The 17,419-nt window shown below is 71.9% G+C and carries 15 protein-coding genes; 12 read left to right on the top strand and 3 right to left on the bottom strand.

Annotation, left to right across the window (positions count from 1 at the left end):
• Position 1: 1 nt before the first annotated feature.
• Positions 2-694, top strand: a complete 693-nt coding sequence (locus ABGB12_RS08755) for an ABC transporter ATP-binding protein (RefSeq protein ID WP_347675768.1) — start codon at positions 2-4, stop codon at positions 692-694.
• Complete coding sequence (locus ABGB12_RS08760) at positions 691-2,976, top strand: FtsX-like permease family protein (RefSeq protein WP_347675769.1); 2,286 nt, start codon at positions 691-693, stop codon at positions 2,974-2,976. The genes ABGB12_RS08755 and ABGB12_RS08760 overlap by 4 nt, the downstream gene beginning before the upstream one ends.
• Positions 2,977-3,051: 75 nt before the next feature.
• Here the strand turns inward: ABGB12_RS08760 and ABGB12_RS08765 are convergent, their stop codons facing one another.
• Positions 3,052-3,516 carry a YbaK/EbsC family protein gene (locus tag ABGB12_RS08765; RefSeq protein WP_347675770.1) on the bottom strand — a complete coding sequence of 155 codons (465 nt, stop codon included), beginning with the start codon at positions 3,514-3,516 and terminating at the stop codon, positions 3,052-3,054.
• Between the two features lie 48 nt (positions 3,517-3,564).
• Here ABGB12_RS08765 and ABGB12_RS08770 point away from each other — a divergent pair, with 48 nt between their 5' ends.
• The 3 genes from ABGB12_RS08770 to ABGB12_RS08780 all read left to right on the top strand — a co-directional run bounded on the left by ABGB12_RS08770 (position 3,565) and on the right by ABGB12_RS08780 (position 5,810).
• Positions 3,565-4,422: a sterol desaturase family protein gene (locus tag ABGB12_RS08770; protein WP_347675771.1), complete on the top strand. Its 858-nt coding sequence runs from the start codon at positions 3,565-3,567 to the stop codon at positions 4,420-4,422.
• A 1-nt stretch (position 4,423) separates the two neighbouring features.
• Complete coding sequence (locus tag ABGB12_RS08775) at positions 4,424-5,041, top strand: lysoplasmalogenase (protein WP_347675772.1); 618 nt, start codon at positions 4,424-4,426, stop codon at positions 5,039-5,041.
• Positions 5,042-5,369: 328 nt separating this feature from the next.
• Positions 5,370-5,810 (top strand): SAV_6107 family HEPN domain-containing protein, encoded by a 441-nt coding sequence (locus ABGB12_RS08780; protein WP_347675773.1) that lies wholly within the window; start codon positions 5,370-5,372, stop codon positions 5,808-5,810.
• A gap of 120 nt (positions 5,811-5,930) precedes the next feature.
• On the opposite strand, the gene ABGB12_RS08785 is transcribed toward ABGB12_RS08780, so the two are convergent.
• Positions 5,931-6,539: a CBS domain-containing protein gene (locus ABGB12_RS08785; protein ID WP_347675774.1), complete on the bottom strand. Its 609-nt coding sequence runs from the start codon at positions 6,537-6,539 to the stop codon at positions 5,931-5,933.
• A 291-nt stretch (positions 6,540-6,830) separates the two neighbouring features.
• On the opposite strand from ABGB12_RS08785, the gene ABGB12_RS08790 reads away from it, so the two are divergent.
• A complete protein-coding gene (locus ABGB12_RS08790; RefSeq protein ID WP_347675775.1) occupies positions 6,831-8,243 on the top strand; it encodes an MFS transporter in 1,413 nt (470 codons plus the stop codon).
• A gap of 74 nt (positions 8,244-8,317) precedes the next feature.
• On the opposite strand, the gene ABGB12_RS08795 is transcribed toward ABGB12_RS08790, so the two are convergent.
• Complete coding sequence (locus tag ABGB12_RS08795; RefSeq protein ID WP_344453317.1) at positions 8,318-8,812, bottom strand: transcriptional regulator; 495 nt, start codon at positions 8,810-8,812, stop codon at positions 8,318-8,320.
• A 363-nt stretch (positions 8,813-9,175) separates the two neighbouring features.
• On the opposite strand from ABGB12_RS08795, the gene pyrR reads away from it, so the two are divergent.
• From pyrR to ABGB12_RS08825, 6 genes are read left to right on the top strand one after another with little or no spacing between them, the layout of a single operon-like run.
• Positions 9,176-9,751 (top strand): bifunctional pyr operon transcriptional regulator/uracil phosphoribosyltransferase PyrR, encoded by a 576-nt coding sequence (gene pyrR, locus ABGB12_RS08800; RefSeq protein ID WP_347675776.1) that lies wholly within the window; start codon positions 9,176-9,178, stop codon positions 9,749-9,751.
• Positions 9,748-10,683 (top strand): aspartate carbamoyltransferase catalytic subunit, encoded by a 936-nt coding sequence (locus tag ABGB12_RS08805; protein WP_347675777.1) that lies wholly within the window; start codon positions 9,748-9,750, stop codon positions 10,681-10,683. The genes pyrR and ABGB12_RS08805 overlap by 4 nt, the downstream gene beginning before the upstream one ends.
• 26 nt (positions 10,684-10,709) lie before the next feature.
• Complete coding sequence (locus ABGB12_RS08810; RefSeq protein WP_347675778.1) at positions 10,710-12,014, top strand: dihydroorotase; 1,305 nt, start codon at positions 10,710-10,712, stop codon at positions 12,012-12,014.
• Positions 12,011-13,141: a glutamine-hydrolyzing carbamoyl-phosphate synthase small subunit gene (gene carA, locus ABGB12_RS08815; protein ID WP_347675779.1), complete on the top strand. Its 1,131-nt coding sequence runs from the start codon at positions 12,011-12,013 to the stop codon at positions 13,139-13,141. The genes ABGB12_RS08810 and carA overlap by 4 nt, the downstream gene beginning before the upstream one ends.
• Positions 13,141-16,449 (top strand): carbamoyl-phosphate synthase large subunit, encoded by a 3,309-nt coding sequence (gene carB / locus ABGB12_RS08820; RefSeq protein ID WP_347675780.1) that lies wholly within the window; start codon positions 13,141-13,143, stop codon positions 16,447-16,449. Before carA ends, carB begins: the two co-directional genes overlap by 1 nt.
• Positions 16,450-16,475: 26 nt before the next feature.
• Positions 16,476-17,366 carry a dihydroorotate dehydrogenase electron transfer subunit gene (locus tag ABGB12_RS08825; RefSeq protein ID WP_347676122.1) on the top strand — a complete coding sequence of 297 codons (891 nt, stop codon included), beginning with the start codon at positions 16,476-16,478 and terminating at the stop codon, positions 17,364-17,366.
• Positions 17,367-17,419: the final 53 nt, after the last annotated feature.

Below are 17,419 nucleotides of genomic sequence, written 5' to 3' on the forward strand. Positions count from 1 at the left end.
CATGGCCACCCCCATGAACGACCCGCTCCTGATCGCCGAGGACCTGCATCTGAGTTTCGGGCCCACCCGGGCGTTGGACTCGGCGTCGCTGCGGGTGCGCGCCGGGGAGGTGCTGGCGCTGATGGGGCCGTCGGGGTCCGGCAAGTCCACGCTGCTGCACTGCCTGGCCGGGATCCTCACCCCCGACTCCGGGCGGGTGCTCTTCGCGGGACGTGACCTGTCGGCGATGTCGGACGCCGAACGCAGCGCGCTGCGCCGTACCGAGTTCGGGTTCGTCTTCCAGTTCGGGCAGCTGGTGCCGGAGCTGACCTGCCTGGAGAACGTGGCGCTGCCGCTGCGCCTGGCCGGGACGGGCCGTCGTGAGGCGCAGCGGCACGCGGCCGAATGGCTGGAGCGTCTCGAGGTCGCCGACGTGGCGCGCAAGCGGCCCGGGCAGGCCTCCGGCGGGCAGGGGCAGCGGGTCGCGGTGGCCCGCGCGCTGGTCACCCGTCCGAAGGTGGTCTTCGCCGACGAGCCGACGGGGGCGCTGGACTCCCTCAACGGGGAGAAGGTGATGCGGCTGCTCGTGGCGGCCGCCCGCCACACCGGGGCCGCGGTGGTGCTGGTCACCCACGAGGCGCGGGTCGCCGCGTACTCCGACCGGGAGGCCGTGGTCCGCGACGGCCGCGTCCGCGAGCAGGAGCCCGTCCGATGAGGCGGTGGGGCGCCGAGCTGGCGCTGGGGATGCGGCTGAGCGTGTCGGGCGGCCGTTCGGGCTGGGTCCGGCTCGCCATGATCGCGGTCGGGGTGGGGCTCGGGGTGGCGATGCTCCTGGCCGCCGCGACGATCCCGGGCCTGATGGCGGCCCGCGACGCCCGGCTCACCGCGCGGACCGTCGAGCTGAACCAGCCGGTTTCCCGAGGTCCCGACACGCTGCTGATCAACAGCGGCGGGACGGAGTACCGGGGACGGACGATCAGCGGCGAACTGGTGCGGGCCGAGGGCGACCGCGCTCCGCTGCCGCCCGGCGTGGAACGGCTGCCGGCCGCGGGCGAGATGGTGGTGTCGCCCGCGCTGGCGCGGCTGCTCGCCTCCGACGAGGGCGCGCTGCTGCGCGGCCGTTGGAACGAGCGGGTGATCGGCACGATCGGCGCCGAAGGGCTGTCCGGGCCCCGCGAGTACTTCTTCTACCTCGGCACCGACCGGCTGACCGAGGATTCCGCCGCCCGGATCCGGTCGTTCGGCATCGCGCAGAGCCGGGAGGGGGCCCTGGCGACGGCGCTGCTGCTCCTGTGCCTGATCGGCCTGGTGGCGTTGCTGCTGCCGGTGGCGGTCTTCCTCACGTCCGCGGTGCGCTTCGGAGGCGAGGGCCGCGATCGCAGGCTCGCCGCGCTGCGGCTGGTCGGCGCGGACGCCGCCATGATCCGCCGGATCGCCGCCGGGGAGACCCTGGCCGGCGCGCTGCTGGGGCTCGTCGTCGGCGGGTTGTTCTTCCTCGCCGCGGGCCTGATGGCGCACCGGTTCGTGCCCGCGGGCGTCAGCTTCTACTCCGCGGACTTCCGTCCGGTGCCCGCCCTGGCGGCCCTGGTCGTGGTGCTGGTCCCGGTCACCGCGGTGCTGGCCACGGTCTTCGCGCTGCGCCGGGTGGTGGTCGAACCGCTGGGCGTCGTCCGTCGTGCCGACGAGCGCCGGCGGCGGCTGTGGTGGCGGCTCTTCCTGCCCGTGGTCGGCCTCGCTCTGCTGTACCCGCTGCGCGACGGGCTCACCACGCTCTCGTACGGGGACGTGTACCAGGTCATGGCGGGGGTGGCGGCCCTGCTGGCCGGTGTGGCGCTGCTGTTGCCCTGGCTGGTGGAGGCGGTGGTCCACCGGCTGGGAGGCGGAAGCGTCGCCTGGGAGCTGGCGGTGCGCCGCCTGCAGCTCGACAGCGGCACCGCCGTGCGGGCGGTCTCCGGCATCGCCGTCTCGGTCGCGGGCGCCATCGCGCTGCAGGGGCTGCTCGTCACCGTCCAGGCCCAGTACACGGTGGAGACCAGGCACGGCACCGCCCGCTTCCAGTCCTTGGTGATGCCCAACGACGAGCGGTCCGGGCAGGACGGACACTGGAAGGAGATGCTGGAGGAGACATCCGGGGTCCTCGCGGTCGAAACCTTGACACTGATAATGCCGACGCAGCCGGGCGGCCAAGAGGGCTACGCCGGGCTGCAGATAGGCGGTTGCGCCGCTCTGCAGCAGTTCGCCGAGCTCGGTGCCTGCACGGACGGCGACACCTTCGTCATCTCCGATCCGGGTGTACCGCAGCCCCGCCCCGGTGAAGTCTATTTCCTCGACAAAGCCAGGAGCGAGGCGTCCCGGTGGACGCTGCCGCCCACGGTTCGTACCGTTACTCCCGCACAAGGCGACATGCACCGATCCGGAGCGCCGGCCATCCTGGTCACCCCCAAGGCGTTGAAGGGCGTCCGGACCGACCCGACCTCCGTCAGCCTCTACGTCGCGCTCGACTCCTCCGATCCCGACGCGGTCGAACGGCTCCGCAACACCGTCGCACAGACCGACCCGACCGCTTATGTCGTCCCGGTCCTCGAGCGGACGGTCCTGAGCACCCTGGTGAAGATCAGGCAGGCGCTCCTCGCCGGCGCCACCGCGCTGCTGCTGCTCATCGGCGCGAGCATGCTGGTCAACGTCGCCGAGCAGCTCCGGGAACGGCGCCGGGTGCTCGCCGTGCTGACGGCCTTCGGCACCCGCCGGAGCACCCTGGCCGGATCGGTCCTCTACCAGGTGGCCGTTCCCGTGCTGCTCGGCCTGGCGCTGGCCGTCGCCACCGGCACCGGACTGGCGGCCATCCTGCAGGCCGCGGCCGGGGCCCCGGTCCAGCCGGACTGGACGGGTATCGGCGCCACCTCCGGCGCGGCCGCCCTCGTCGTCCTCCTGACGACGGCGGCGAGCCTCCCCCTGCTGTGGCGGCTGACCAGCCCCGGCGGCCTCCGCAGCGAATGACGCCTTCCGCGCCGCTCGCGCCCCCGCCACGGATGCGCGGGGTGAGCGCGCCGGGCGGCACCCCGTCGGGCGGAGTCAGGCGACTTCGGTGGCGGTGCCGCCGGTGAGGCGGAGGAGCTCGTCGTAGGTGGTGGGGAAGACGGTGTGAGGATGGCCGCCGGCGGCCCAGACGACGGGGTGCTTGCTCAGCCAGGTGTCGACGAGGGTGCGCAGCGGGGCGGGGTGGCCTACGGGGGCGACGCCGCCGATGGGCTGGCCGGTGGCCTCGCGCACGAACTCGGGGGTGGCGCGCTTGACCTCGGCGGCGCCGACGACGACGGCGATGTGCTTGACGTCCACGCGGTGGGCGCCGCTGGTGAGCACGAGGAGCGGGGAGCCGTCGGCGTCGAAGACGAGGCTGTTGGCGATGGCGCCGACCTCGCAGCCCAGCAGGTCGGCGGCGGCCTGGGCGGTGGGGGCGGGTTCGGCGAGCTCCACGATGCGGCCGGAGGCGCCCTTGGCGGCCAGGGCGGCGGCGACGCGTTCGACGTTCGGATGCACGGGCCACAGCCTATCGACGCGGGAGACATCCACCCCTAACATCCGGCCATGGTTGATTTGCCCAATGTCGTTCTCTGGTCGATTCCCGCGTTCCTGCTGCTCCTGGCGCTCGAGGCGGTCTCGTACCGGCTGCGGCCCGACGAGGACGAGAGGGGCTTCGCGGGCAAGGACACCGCGACGAGCCTGGCGATGGGCCTCGGCAGCCTCGGCTGGGACCTGCTGTGGGCCTTTCCCATCGCCCTCGTCAACGGCCTGCTCTTCGGCTGGCTGTACGACCTGACGCCGTGGACGATCCCCGTGACGTGGCAGTGGATCGTCGTCGCGGTCTTCGTGACGGACTTCTTCTACTACTTCTCGCACCGGGCGCACCACCGGATCGGGATCCTGTGGGCCTCGCACGTCGCCCACCACTCCAGCGAATACTTCAACCTCTCGACGGCGCTGCGCCAGACGTGGACGAATTTCACCGGCTGGATCTTCTACGTGCCGATGGCCGTCCTCGGGTTCCACCCGGCGGTGATGGCCTTCTCCTACGGGGTGAACCTCGTCTACCAGTTCTGGATTCACACCGAACGGATCGACAAACTGCCGAGGCCGGTCGAGTACGTCTTCAACACGCCGTCCCACCACCGGGTGCACCACGGTTCGCAAGGGTCGTACCTGGACCGGAATTACGGCGGCATCATCATCCTGTGGGACCGGCTGTTCGGGACGTTCACCCCCGAGACCGAGCGGGTCGTCTACGGGTTGACGAAGAACATCGGCACGTTCAACCCTTTGCGCGTCGCCTTCCAGGAATACGCGTCGATCGCGCGGAACGTCGTGTCGGCTTCCAGCTGGCGCGGACGGCTCGGATACGTGTTCGCCGAACCGGGCTGGCAGCCGGCCGCCAAGGGGAGTGAGTGAGATGGCACTGCCTCTGTTCTTCGGTTTGAGCGCCGCGCACATCCTGGCGCAGGTCATCGGGATTCCCGCGGCGGAGTTCGTGACGAAGGCCCTGCTGATGCCGGTGCTCGCGTGGTGGCTGCACCAGCGGGGCGGCCCCCGGCTCATGGTCGCGGGGCTGCTGCTGTCGACCGGGGGAGACATAGCGCTGGAATTCGACGGGCTCTTCATCGCCGGGATGCTGTTCTTCGCGGCGGCCCACGTCTGTTACGTCACCTTCTTCATGCGCTCCCGCAAGGCGGAAGGACGTCTGCGCTGGACGATCCTCGGGGCGTACGCCGCCATGTGGGCGGTGGGCGTCGCCATTCTCTGGCCCGGGCTCGGCGCACTGCAGATTCCCGTGGCGGTGTACTCGCTCCTGCTGACGGCCACCGCCGCCACCGCGGCTTCGTACGGGGTGCGGACGGGCGTCGGGGGCGCATTGTTCCTGGTCTCGGACCTGCTCATCGGGCTTCGTCTCACGGACACGGAAGTCCCGATGCACGGAGTGCTCGTGATGGCGACGTATATAGCGGCGCAGTATCTGCTCGCCTCCGGGACTCTCCGGCGCGTCGAAAGACGGGCTCCCACACCCTCGTGACCCGTTTTGTCAGACCCGTGTGTTCTCCTCGAAGTACCCGGTTGACCTGGGGTTCGAGTGGATCTCGAACACGTCGATCGAACGTATTGACGATTGATTGACGGTCGGGTTTACTGGGGGCATGTCGAACCGATGTTCGACATGGTGTGGGACTCGCGGCCCGCACTGGAGCACGGGCGAACCGGAGGCGGCGCACCGCCGGTTCGCACCGGTCCCGGGCAGGGGGAGGGGAAGCCCCTTGCCCGGGCCGGACGCTCTCAGAGCGCGGACGCGGGTGATCGTCCCAGGTGAGGCCGGTCGGCCGCGCCTGGCGAAAGGAGGCCACGCAATGACCGTGCACCCCATGCCCCCCGGACGCCCGTCCCCTCGGACCGTTCCGGCCGCCCAGAACCTGCTCCGTGTGGCCCGCCAGCTGCTGGCGGACGCCGCGGAGGCCACCCACCCCAACCTCCGCTACGCCACCGCCCACCTGGCCGCGCTCCGCGCCGCCGCCGCGGTCCTGGCCGTCCGCGAGCCCGCCGCCCCGCCGCGCCGGGGCCGTCCCCGCAGCGCCTGGGTCCTCCTGGCCGCCGCCGAGCCCCTCCTGGCCGAGTGGGCGGCCTTCTTCGCCGCCGGCGCCGACAAGCGCGCCGCCGCCGAAGCCGGCTTCCCCGACGCCACCACCCCCGCCGAGGCCGACGCGCTCCTGCACGACGCGGGCCAGTTCGTCACCCTGGTGGAGGACACCCTCGGCATCCCCACCCAGCAGTCGCTTCCCATGACCGGCTGACCCGGCCCCCTCGCCGACCGACCCGGCACGGCCCGGCCTTCCCCGCCGTGCGGCGGTCCCGGACGGTCGAGGCCGGTCGAGGCCACGAGGGCGAGCACACGCCCGGCCCCGCTCGGGGAGTCAGGCGCGGGGCGAGTCGATGACGGTGACGCGGCTGACGCCGGGGACGGTGCGGGCCAGTACCGAGACGACGCGGTCGGTCAGGGCGTCCGCGCTGCCGGTGAGCGTCACCACGCCGTTGCGCACCACGATGTCCCAGCCGGAGGCGCCGGGCACCAGTCCTTCGAGGGCGGCGGCCACATCGTCGCAGACGCGGTCGTCGCTGTGGGTGAGCACGCGCATCAGGTCGCGGCGGCTGACCATGCCCACCAGCCTCCCGCCGTCCAGCACCGGCACGCTCTTGACGCGCTCGGCCATCATCCGCTCGGCGAGCGAGGCCACGTCGGTGTTCTCCCGGGCGCTGAGCACCTCGCTCGTCATCACCTCGCGCACCCGCGCGGGCGGCGCCTCGCCCGGCTCGGCGACCGGGCGGGTGAAGGCCCGCGGGTCGGCGGTGAACTCGCCGCGCAGCAGGTCGGCCTCGCTGACGATCCCGACCATCCGGCCGTCGGCGTCGACCACCGGGGCCGCGGTCAGATCGTGCTCGTACAGCACCCGGATCGCCTGCCGGATCGGCGCGGACTCCGGCACCGTCACGACAGGTCCGGTCATCACCTCGGACACGAGCATGGGAATCCTCCAGGACGCGGAACCGAGGACGCCACGGCGTCCTCCGGGGGGTCTCCGGATCCGGCGAGGCGCCGGGCCGCGGTCCTGTTCTGGTCCGACGGCCTCCGGAAGGTCGACCTCCACCTCATCGCGGGCGGCTCCGCGAGAGCAGAGCCGTTCTTCACCCAAGGAAAGGGGCTTAGGTCCTTCGCCGTGCCGATGCGGCTCAACGGCGGGCCGGACGGCCGGAGTCCCCGGCGGACGAGGCCGCTTCGCGGGAGGCGAGAGGGGGTATGGCAGTCTGATCCGGCTATGGGGTCATTTGGGGCTGGGCGGGCGGTGGTGCCGCTGCTGGCGTTCCTGGGGGTGGTGGCCTACTCGCTGCCGATGGCGGTGATGTCGCCGGCGCTGCCCGACCTGCAGACGGAGATGGGGACCAGTGCGGCGGGGGCCGCCTGGAGCGTGACGGGGATGGTGCTGAGCGCCTCGGTGGCGACGCCGGTGGCGGGCAGGCTGGGAGACCTGCTGGGGGCGCGGCGGGTGCTCGTCTGGGTGCTCGGCGTCGGGATCGCGGGGCAGGTCGTGTCGGCGGTGGCGGCCACGCTGCCGGTGCTGCTGGCGGGGCGGGTGCTGGCGGGGGTGGGCAGCGGGGTGTTCCCGCTGGCCTACACGATCATCCGGAAGGCCTACCCGCCCGAGCGCACGTCCTCGGCCGTAGGGCTGATGTCGTCGATGCTCGGGCTGGGCGGGGTGCTGTCGTGGGTGATCGCGGGGCCGGTGATCGACCACCTGGGGTGGCGGTGGCTGATCTGGGTGCCCGCGGTGATCCTGCTGCCTGGAACGTTCCTCGCCCGGCGGGCGCTGCCCCCGGTCGCGGGCGAGCCGGGACGGCGGGTCGACTGGTGGGGGGCGGCGCTCTTCGGGGGGTGGCTCACCGCCGGGCTCACCGCGCTCACCCAGGGCTCGGTGTGGGGCTGGACGTCGGGGCCGGTGCTGGGACTGCTGGCGGGCGCCGCGGTGGGGGCGGCCGCCTGGGCGCTGATCGAGGCGAAGGTGCCCGACCCGCTGCTGGACCTGCGGCTGATGCGGCTGCGCGGAGTGTGGACCGCCAACCTCGGGTCGCTGCTGGCGGGATACTGCCTGATGGCGGCGGGCCTGCTCTTCCCGCTGCTGATCCAGCTCCCCGAACGCGACGGGTTCGGGTTCGGGGGGACCGCGACGGACACCGCGGTCGTCGCGCTGCCCGCGAGCGTCGCGATGACGTTCATGGGGCTGGTGAACGGAAGGCTCGACCGGCGGTTCGGGGGGCGGGCCGTCCTGGCCGCGGGCGCGCTGCTCACCGCGGCGGGGTACGGGACCCTGATCTTCTGGCACACCGAGCTGTGGCAGCTCATGGTCACCAACGTGCTGCGGGGCGCCGGGCTGGGGATGGCGTACGCGGCGGTGGCGACGCTCGTCGTGACGGCCGTCCCGGTCTCGCAGACGGGGGTGGCGAGCGGGGTCAACACCCTGCTGCGGACGGTCGGGGCGGGTCTGGGCACCCAGCTGACGGCGATCCTGGTGGCCGCCTACTCGCTGACCCGGACGGGGTTCGTCCTGGCCTTCACCGTCTGCACGGTCCTGGCCCTGGGCGTCCTGGCCGTGGCGCTGCTGGTGCCGCGCCGCCCGGAGCCCGCGGGCCCGGCGGCGGACCCGGCCGACGAGGGGCCCGTCACCGCCCTGTGAGGGCGGAGGAAGACCGAAGGCCCGGTCCTGACGAGGACCGGGCCGCAAGCCTGGGCGTCAATCCCGGGAGGGGATCAGAAACTCTCGACGGCGCGCCGCGCCTCAGGGTCGAGCACGCCCCAGTTGATCAGCTCCTCGGTCAGCTCGGTCGGGGACTTGTCGTAGATCACGGCCAGCGACCGGAGGTCCTCCTGGCGGATCGACAGGACCTTCCCGTTGTAGTCGCCTCGCTGGGACTGGATCGTCGCGGCGTAGCGGGCGAGGGGGCCGGCCTTGTCCTTCGGAAGCTGGGCGAGCCGCTCCAGGTCGATGACGAGCTTCGGCGTCGGGCCCAGGGGGCTCGGCGCGGCGCCGCCGGGGAGCAACTCGTTGACGGGCACGCCGTAGAACTCGGCGAGCTCGTTCAGCTTCTGAACGGTGACGGCGCGGTCGCCCCGCTCGTACGAACCAACGACGACGGCCTTCCAGCGGCCACGGGACTTCTCCTCCACACCGTGTAGGGACAGCCCCTGCTGGGTACGGATGGCGCGAAGCCTCGCGCCCAGAGCCTTTGCGTATTCAGACGGCATCTTTGCGGCCCCCAGGCTCACTTGTAGTCGGACGTTGTCACAGGGCGGTCCGGGGTCCCAACGAGATCGGGTGACCACCCTGAGTATGGTTACGGACAGTGACGGTAAAACGGAGACGGCCAAAGGTCAAGCTGTTCGGAAAAATCAGGTCGAACCTGTCACCCTCGGTCGACCCCTTCCCGGGCGGGCGAGCCCGCCCGCAGGGCCCTCTCCGGGGCTCCCGGAAGCCGGGTGTGACCCCTCTCACCTGCTCTTATGAAGCCTACGGGCCCCGGATGACCGGCGGGACGAGGCTGATACCGTAAAGGTGACATCACATCCTTTAAGGACCGTCCCGTGAGGCGGGGAAGGAGGTTGACGGTGGTGAGCGCTGCCCGAAATCACGAAGAACCCCAGTACAAGGCGGTTCTGGAGGCCCCGGAGATCCGCCGGGCCCTCACTCGGATCGCGCACGAGATCCTCGAACGCACCAAGGGCGGCTCCGACGTCGTCCTGCTGGGAATCCAGACGCGGGGAGTGAACCTCGCCGGGATGCTGGCCAGGCGCCTCGAGGAAGTCGAAGGCCTGAAAATACCCCGCGGATCGCTCGATGTGACGATGTACCGTGACGATCTGCGCATGAAGCCCGCCCGCGCGATCGGCAGGACCGAGCTTCCCGCGGACGGCATCGACGACAAGGTCGTGGTGCTCGTCGACGACGTGCTCTTCTCCGGCCGCACCATCCGGGCCGCGCTCGACGCCCTCAACGACCTGGGCCGGCCCCGCGCCGTCCAGCTCGCGGTCCTGGTCGACCGGGGCCACCGCGAGCTGCCGATCCGCGCCGACTACGTCGGCAAGAACCTCCCCACCTCGCTGAAGGAGACCGTCCGGGTCCTGCTCGGCGACGTGGACGGACGTGACGCGGTCCTGCTGGGGCCGAAGGGGGACAACGGTAAGTGAAGCGCCATCTGATCTCCGCGGCCGACCTGTCCAGGGACGACGCGCTCCTGGTCCTCGACACCGCCGAGGAACTGGCCCGGATCTCCAGCCGCTCGGTCAAGAAACTCCCCACCCTGCGCGGACGGACGGTGGTGAACCTCTTCTTCGAGGACTCCACCCGCACCCGGATCTCGTTCGAGGCCGCCGCCAAGCGCCTGTCCGCGGACGTCATCAACTTCTCCGCCAAGGGCTCCAGCGTCTCCAAGGGCGAGTCCCTGAAGGACACCGCCCTCACCCTGGAGGCGATGGGCGCCGACGGCGTCGTCATCCGGCACGGCGCGTCCGGCGCGCCCTACCGGCTGGCCGACTGGGTCAACGGCAACGTGGTCAACGCCGGGGACGGCACCCACGAGCACCCCACCCAGGCCCTGCTGGACGCCTTCACCATGCGCCGCCACCTGGGAGACCTGGCCGGACGCAAGATCACCATCGTGGGCGACGTGCTGCACAGCCGAGTGGCGCGTTCCAACGTGCTGCTGCTGTCCACGCTGGGCGCCGAGGTCACCCTGGTGGCCCCGCCGACCCTGCTGCCGGTCTCGGTGGACACCTGGCCCTGCCACGTCTCCTACGACCTGGACGCCGCGCTGCCCAAGAGCGACGCCGTCATGATGCTGCGGGTCCAGCGCGAGCGCATGAACGCCGCCTACTTCCCCACGGTCCGGGAGTACAGCCGCCGCTACGGCCTTTCGGCCGACCGGTACGCGCACCTTCCCGACCACGCCATCGTCATGCACCCCGGCCCGATGAACCGGGGTGTGGAGATCGCCGCCGAGGTCGCCGACTCCACCCGGTCCACCATCGTCGAGCAGGTCGGCAACGGCGTCAGCGTGCGCATGGCCGTCCTGTACCTGCTGCTGGGCGGATCAGAGCCCGCGATCGGGGCCGGCGAGTGAGCAGCGAACGACAAGCAGAGGACGCAGTGAGCACCTTTCTCATCAAGAACGCCCGGATCCTGGGCGGCGAGCCCCGCGACATCCTGATCGCCGACGGCCGGATCGCCGAGGTCGGCACCGGGCTGGAGGCCGACGGCGCGCAGGTCGTGGACGCCACCGGCCTGATCGCCCTGCCCGGCCTGGTCGACCTGCACACGCACCTGCGCGAGCCGGGCCGCGAGGACAACGAGACGGTCCTCACCGGCACCCGGGCCGCCGCGAAGGGCGGGTTCACCGCGGTCCACGCCATGGCCAACACCAACCCCGTCGCCGACACCGCGGGCGTCGTCGAGCAGGTCTGGCGGCTGGGCCGCGAGCACGGCTACTGCGACGTGCACCCGGTCGGCGCGGTCACCGAGGGCATCGCCGGCAAGAAGCTCGCCGAGCTCGGCGCGATGGCGGACTCCGCGGCGAACGTGCGGGTCTTCTCCGACGACGGCCACTGCGTCTCCGACGCGGTGATCATGCGCCGGGCCCTGGAGTACGTGAAGGCCTTCGACGGCGTCATCGCCCAGCACGCCCAGGAGCCCCGGCTGACCGAGGGCGCCCAGATGAACGAGGGCGAGGTCTCCGACCGGCTCGGCCTGCAGGGCTGGCCCGCCGTCGCCGAGGAGGCGATCATCGCCCGCGACTGCCTGCTCGCCGGGCACGTGGGCTCCCGCCTGCACATCTGCCACGTCTCGACGGCCGGCTCCGTCGAGCTGATCCGCTGGGCGAAGGGCAAGGGCTGGAACATCACCGCCGAGGTGACCCCGCACCACCTCTTCCTCACCGACGCCTGCTGCGAGAGCTCCCCGTCCGGACGCTCCTACGACCCGATCTACAAGGTGAACCCGCCGCTGCGCACCCAGGCCGACGTGGACGCCGTCCGCGCGGGCCTGGCCGACGGCACCATCGACTGCGTCGCCACCGACCACGCCCCCCACGCCGTGGAGGACAAGGAGACCGAGTGGGCCGACGCCGCGATGGGAATGATCGGTCTTGAGACGGCGTTGCCCGTGGTCCAGGCCGCCATGGTCGACACCGGGCTACTGGACTGGACGCAGGTCGCCGACCGCATGTCGGCCAGGCCCGCGGAGATCGGAAGGCTCGAGGGCCAAGGCCGTCCGCTGGAAGCGGGCTCCCCGGCCAACATCACCCTCTACGACCCCGAGTACCGGGCGCAGGTCGACGCGTCGTCCTTCGCCTCCAAGAGCCGGAACACCCCTTACACCGGCCTAGAACTGCCCGGACGGGTGGTCGCCACGTTCCTGCGGGGCCGCCCCACCGTGCTGGAAGGAAAGCTCGTATGACCCAGGCCATGCTCGTCCTGGAGGACGGCCGTGTGTTCCACGGCGAATCCTTCGGAGCGGAGGGCGAAACCTTCGGGGAGGTCGTCTTCAACACCGGCATGACCGGCTATCAGGAGACGCTCACCGACCCGTCCTACCACCGGCAGATCGTCGCGATGACCGCCCCGCACATCGGCAACACCGGGGTCAACGACCTCGACCCCGAGTCGCGGCGCATCCAGGTCGCCGGTTACGTGGTGCGCCAGCCCGCCCGGGTGGCCTCCAACTGGCGCGCCCAGCGCTCCCTCGACCAGGAGCTGAAGAACCACGGCGTGGTCGGCATCGCGATGCCCGGCACCCGCGCCCTCACCCGCCACCTGCGCGACCGGGGCGCGATGCGCGCCGGCATCTCCTCGGTGGAGACCGACCCGCGCGCCCTGCTGGCCCGGGTGCTGGTCAGCCCCGGCATGGCCGGCTCGGACCTGGCCGCCGAGGTGGCGACCAAGGAGCCGTACACCGTCCCGGCCCGCGGCGAGACCCTGTTCCGGGTCGCGGCCGTCGACCTGGGCATCAAGGCCATGACGCCCTACCGGCTGTCCGAGCGCGGCTGCGAGGTGACGGTCCTTCCCGCCACCGTGACCGCGGAGCAGATCCTGGCCCTGAACCCCGACGGGGTGTTCTTCTCCAACGGCCCCGGCGACCCGGCCACGGCCGACGGCCCGGTGACCGCGCTGCGCGGCGTCCTGGCCGCGGGCAAGCCGTTCTTCGGCATCTGCTTCGGCAACCAGATCTTCGGCCGGGCCCTGGGCCTGGGCACCTACAAGCTGAGGTTCGGCCACCGCGGCGTGAACCAGCCGGTGCAGGACCGCCACACCGGGCGGGTCGAGATCTCCGCGCACAACCACGGGTTCGCCGTGGACGCCCCGCTGGACGGCCCGTTCGAGACGCCGTTCGGCCGGGCCGAGGTCTCGCACGTCAACCTCAACGACGGCTGCGTCGAGGGCCTGCGGCTGCTGGACCGCCCGGCCTTCTCCGTCCAGTACCACCCCGAGGCCGCGGCCGGACCGCACGACTCCACCGGGTTGTTCGACCGGTTCTGCGCCCTCATGCAGCAGCAGCGTTCCAACGAGTCCGGGGAAGGTGCCTGATGCCCAGGCGCGAGGATCTGAAGTCCGTCCTGATCATCGGCTCCGGGCCGATCGTCATCGGCCAGGCCTGCGAGTTCGACTACTCCGGGACCCAGGCCTGCCGGGTGCTCAAGGCCGAGGGCCTGCGGGTCGTCCTGGTCAACAGCAACCCGGCGACCATCATGACCGACCCGGAGTTCGCCGACGCCACCTACGTCGAGCCGATCACCCCCGAGGTCGTCGAGAAGATCATCGCCAAGGAGCGGCCCGACGCCCTCCTGCCCACCCTGGGCGGCCAGACCGCACTGAACTGCGCGGTCGCGCTGCACGAGGCCGGAGTCCTGGAGCGGTACGACGTCGAGCTGATCGGCGCGAACTTCGACGCGATCCAGCGCGGCGAGAACCGCGAGATCTTCAAGGGCATCGTCGAGGACCTCGGTGCCGAGGTGGCGCGCAGCGTCATCTGCCACACCATGGACGAGGTGCTGGCCGCCACCGAGCAGCTCGGCTACCCGGTGGTCGTCCGCCCGTCCTTCACCATGGGCGGCCTGGGCTCCGGCTTCGCCCACGACGAGACGGAGCTGCGCCAGATCGCCGGCGCGGGCCTGGCGGCGTCCCCGACCAGCGAGGTGCTCCTGGAGGAGTCCATCCTCGGCTGGAAGGAGTACGAGCTGGAGCTGATGCGCGACAAGAACGACAACGTCGTGGTCGTCTGCTCCATCGAGAACCTCGACCCGATGGGCGTGCACACCGGCGACTCCATCACCGTCGCCCCCGCGATGACGCTCACCGACCGCGAGTACCAGCACATGCGGGACGTCGCGATCGCCGTCATCCGCAGGGTCGGCGTGGACACCGGCGGCTGCAACATCCAGTTCGCGGTGCACCCGTCCACTGGGCGCATGATCGTCATCGAGATGAACCCGCGGGTCTCCCGCTCCTCGGCGCTGGCCTCCAAGGCCACCGGCTTCCCGATCGCCAAGATCGCGGCCCGGCTGGCGGTCGGCTACACCCTGGACGAGATCCCCAACGACATCACCAAGGTCACCCCGGCGTCGTTCGAGCCGACCCTCGACTACATCGTGGTGAAGGTGCCGCGGTTCGCGTTCGAGAAGTTCCCCGGCGCCGACCCCACGCTGACCACCCACATGAAGTCGGTCGGCGAGGCCATGGCCATCGGCCGGTCCTTCCCCGAGGCGCTGCAGAAGGCGCTGCGCTCGCTGGAGCAGAAGGGCGCGTCCTTCTCCTGGGAGACCCCGCCCGCGCTGGAGGAGCTGCTCGAGCGCATCCGCGTCCCGCACGACGGGCGGCTGCACGAGGTCCAGCAGGCGCTGCTGGCGGGCGCGACCATCGAGCAGGTCTACTCGATCACCGGCATCGACCCCTGGTTCCTCGACCAGATCCTCGCCATCAACGAGATCGCCGCCGACATCCGGCTCTCGGAGGACGCGCTGACCGCGCGCAAGCTGCTGGCCGCCAAGCGGCACGGCTTCTCCGACGCCCAGATCGGGCAGCTGCGCGGCCTGTCGGAGGAGGTCGTCCGCGAGGTCCGGCACGCGCTGGGCGTCCGCCCCGTCTACCTGACGGTCGACACCTGCGCCGCCGAGTTCGCCGCCCAGACCCCGTACCTGTACTCCTCCTACGACGAGGAGACCGAGGTCCCGGTCGGCACCAAGCCCAAGGTGCTCATCCTGGGCTCGGGCCCCAACCGCATCGGCCAGGGCGTGGAGTTCGACTACTCCTGCGTCCACGCCTCCTTCACGCTGGCCGAGGCGGGCTACGAGACCGTCATGGTCAACTGCAACCCCGAGACGGTCTCCACCGACTACGACACCTCCGACCGGCTGTACTTCGAGCCGCTCACCCTGGAGGACGTGCTGGAGGTCGTGTACGCCGAGCAGCGCACCGGCGTTGTCGCCGGCGTGATCGTCCAGCTCGGCGGGCAGACCCCGCTGGGCCTGGCGCAGAAGCTCAAGGACGCGGGCGTGCCGATCGTCGGCACCTCGCCCGAGAGCATCCACCTCGCCGAGGACCGCGGCGCGTTCGGCCACGTGCTGGCCCAGGCGGAGCTGCCCGCGCCCAAGCACGGCACCGCCACCTCCGCCGAGGAGGCCGTGCAGATCGCCAACGAGATCGGCTATCCGGTGCTGGTCCGCCCGTCCTACGTGCTGGGCGGCCGCGGCATGGAGATCGTCTACGACGACGCCAGCCTGGTGACGTACATGTCCACCGCCACCGAGGTCAGCCTCGACCGGCCGGTGCTGGTCGACAGGTTCCTCGACGAGGCCATCGAGATCGACGTCGACGCCCTCTACGACGGCACCGAGCTCTACCTCGGCGGCGTCATGGAGCACATCGAGGAGGCCGGCATCCACTCCGGCGACTCGGCGTGCGCGCTGCCGCCGATCACGCTGGGCCGCGAGGACATCAAGCGCATCCGCGAGTCGACGCTGCGCCTGGCGCGCGGCATCGGCGTGCGGGGCCTGATGAACGTGCAGTACGCGCTGTCCGCGGGCGTCCTGTACGTCCTGGAGGCCAACCCGCGGGCCTCCCGCACCGTCCCGTTCGTGTCCAAGGCCACGGCGGTGCCGCTGGCCAAGGCGGCCGCGCGGGTGATGATGGGCGCCACGGTCGCGCAGCTGCGCGCCGAGGGCGTGCTGCCGCCCACCGGCGACGGCGGGACGCTGCCGCTGGACGCGCCGATCGCGGTCAAGGAGGCGGTGCTTCCGTTCAACCGGTTCCGCAACGCCCAGGGGCAGGGCGTCGACACCGTCCTGGGCCCGGAGATGCGCTCGACCGGCGAGGTCATGGGCATCGACGAGGTCTTCGGCACCGCCTACGCCAAGTCGCAGGCCGCCGCCTACGGCTCGCTGCCGACCAAGGGCCGGGTGTTCGTCTCGGTGGCCAACCGCGACAAGCGCCACATGATCTTCCCGGTGAAGCGCCTGGCCGACCTGGGCTTCGAGATCCTGGCCACCTCGGGCACCGCCGAGGTGCTGCGCCGCAACGGCGTTCATGCCAAGGTGGTCCGCAAGCACAGCGACGGTCCCGGGCCCGACGGCGAACCGACGGTCGTGCGGCGCGTCCTCGACGGGGAAGTGGATCTCATCGTCAATACTCCGTTCGGTGGTCCCGGTCAGCCCGGGCCCCGGCTGGACGGCTACGAGATCCGCACCGCGGCGGTGGTCCGCGGCATCCCCTGCGTCACCACGGTGCAGGGCCTCGCCGCGGCCGTCCAGGGGATCGAGGCCGTCACCCGCGGCGACATCGGGGTGCGCTCGCTCCAGGAGCACGCCGGGCGCCTGCGCGGCGGCTGGGCGCTCCAGTAGGAAGAACGACAGAGAGGTAGGCCGCCATCTCCGCCGAGGGACCAGTGCAGTCACCCGGCACCGTGCTCACGGTCCGGCAGGTGGCGGCCTATCACGCGATGACCCTGGTGGCCCCCGCGGTCGCCGAGCGGTTCCGGCCCGGCCAGTTCCTGGCCGTCGCGGTGGGCGGGGAGCACACCTCGCTCCTGGCCCGCCGCTGCTTCCCCATCTATGAGGTGAAGTCCGACTACGGCGGCACGGTGGAGTTCGTCTTCGAGGTGAACGATCCGGGCACCGAGTGGCTGGCCGGCCGCCGGTCCCGGGACGGGCTCGACGTCGTCGGCCCGCTGGGCCGGCCGTTCCCGCTGCCCCGGGATCCGGCGTCCTGCCTGCTGGTGGGCGGGGCGCACGGGTCGTCCGGGCTGTTCTCGCTGGCCGACGCGCTGCGCAGGCGCGACTGCCAGGTGCACTTCGTGCTCGGCGCGCCCCGCGCCCACGAGGTCTTCGGCGCCCGCAGCGCCCAGCGCATCGGGGAGAGCGCCACCGTCGTGACCCGCGACGGCTCGCTGGGCGTCTCGGGCACCATCCCGGACGTGCTGCCGCGCGTCATGGAGGAGACCGGGGCCGACGTCGTCTACGCGGCGGGTCCCACCGCGCTGCTGGGGTCGGTCAGCTCGGTCGCCGCCGCGATGGGCGTCCCCTGCCAGGTGAGCGTGGGGGAGTGGCTGGCCAGGACGGCGGCCTGCGGCATCGGCACCTGCCAGGCGTGCGTGCTGCCGGTGATCGGCGACGACGGGCACACCCGCATGGTCAGGGCCTGCGCCGAAGGGCCGGTGCTGCGCGGTGAGCGCGTCCGCTGGTCCGACCTGGGGACCATCCCCCTGGACGCCCTGGGCGGGCCCCGCGCCCCCCTGGCGGCGCCGGAGCCCGCCTCGTGACGTCGGAGCCCCTCTCCCTGCCCCCGGCCCGCCGTCCGCTCTGGAGGGCCGTC

It is taken from the genome of Actinocorallia sp. B10E7, from assembly GCF_039871655.1.
Lineage (GTDB): Bacteria > Actinomycetota > Actinomycetes > Streptosporangiales > Streptosporangiaceae > Actinocorallia.

What these genes read in the sequence shown, in the direction of transcription:
- ABGB12_RS08760 (WP_347675769.1), top strand. Translation starts at nt 691, where the DNA reads ATGAGGCGGTGGGGCGCCGAGCTGGCGCTGGGGATGCGGCTGAGCGTG.
- ABGB12_RS08790 (WP_347675775.1), top strand. Translation starts at nt 6,831, where the DNA reads ATGGGGTCATTTGGGGCTGGGCGGGCGGTGGTGCCGCTGCTGGCGTTC.
- ABGB12_RS08785 (WP_347675774.1), bottom strand. Translation starts at nt 6,539, where the DNA reads ATGCTCGTGTCCGAGGTGATGACCGGACCTGTCGTGACGGTGCCGGAG.
- ABGB12_RS08775 (WP_347675772.1), top strand. Translation starts at nt 4,424, where the DNA reads ATGGCACTGCCTCTGTTCTTCGGTTTGAGCGCCGCGCACATCCTGGCG.
- ABGB12_RS08755 (WP_347675768.1), top strand. Translation starts at nt 2, where the DNA reads ATGGCCACCCCCATGAACGACCCGCTCCTGATCGCCGAGGACCTGCAT.
- carA (WP_347675779.1), top strand. Translation starts at nt 12,011, where the DNA reads ATGACCCAGGCCATGCTCGTCCTGGAGGACGGCCGTGTGTTCCACGGC.
- ABGB12_RS08795 (WP_344453317.1), bottom strand. Translation starts at nt 8,812, where the DNA reads ATGCCGTCTGAATACGCAAAGGCTCTGGGCGCGAGGCTTCGCGCCATC.
- ABGB12_RS08780 (WP_347675773.1), top strand. Translation starts at nt 5,370, where the DNA reads ATGACCGTGCACCCCATGCCCCCCGGACGCCCGTCCCCTCGGACCGTT.
- ABGB12_RS08770 (WP_347675771.1), top strand. Translation starts at nt 3,565, where the DNA reads ATGGTTGATTTGCCCAATGTCGTTCTCTGGTCGATTCCCGCGTTCCTG.
- carB (WP_347675780.1), top strand. Translation starts at nt 13,141, where the DNA reads ATGCCCAGGCGCGAGGATCTGAAGTCCGTCCTGATCATCGGCTCCGGG.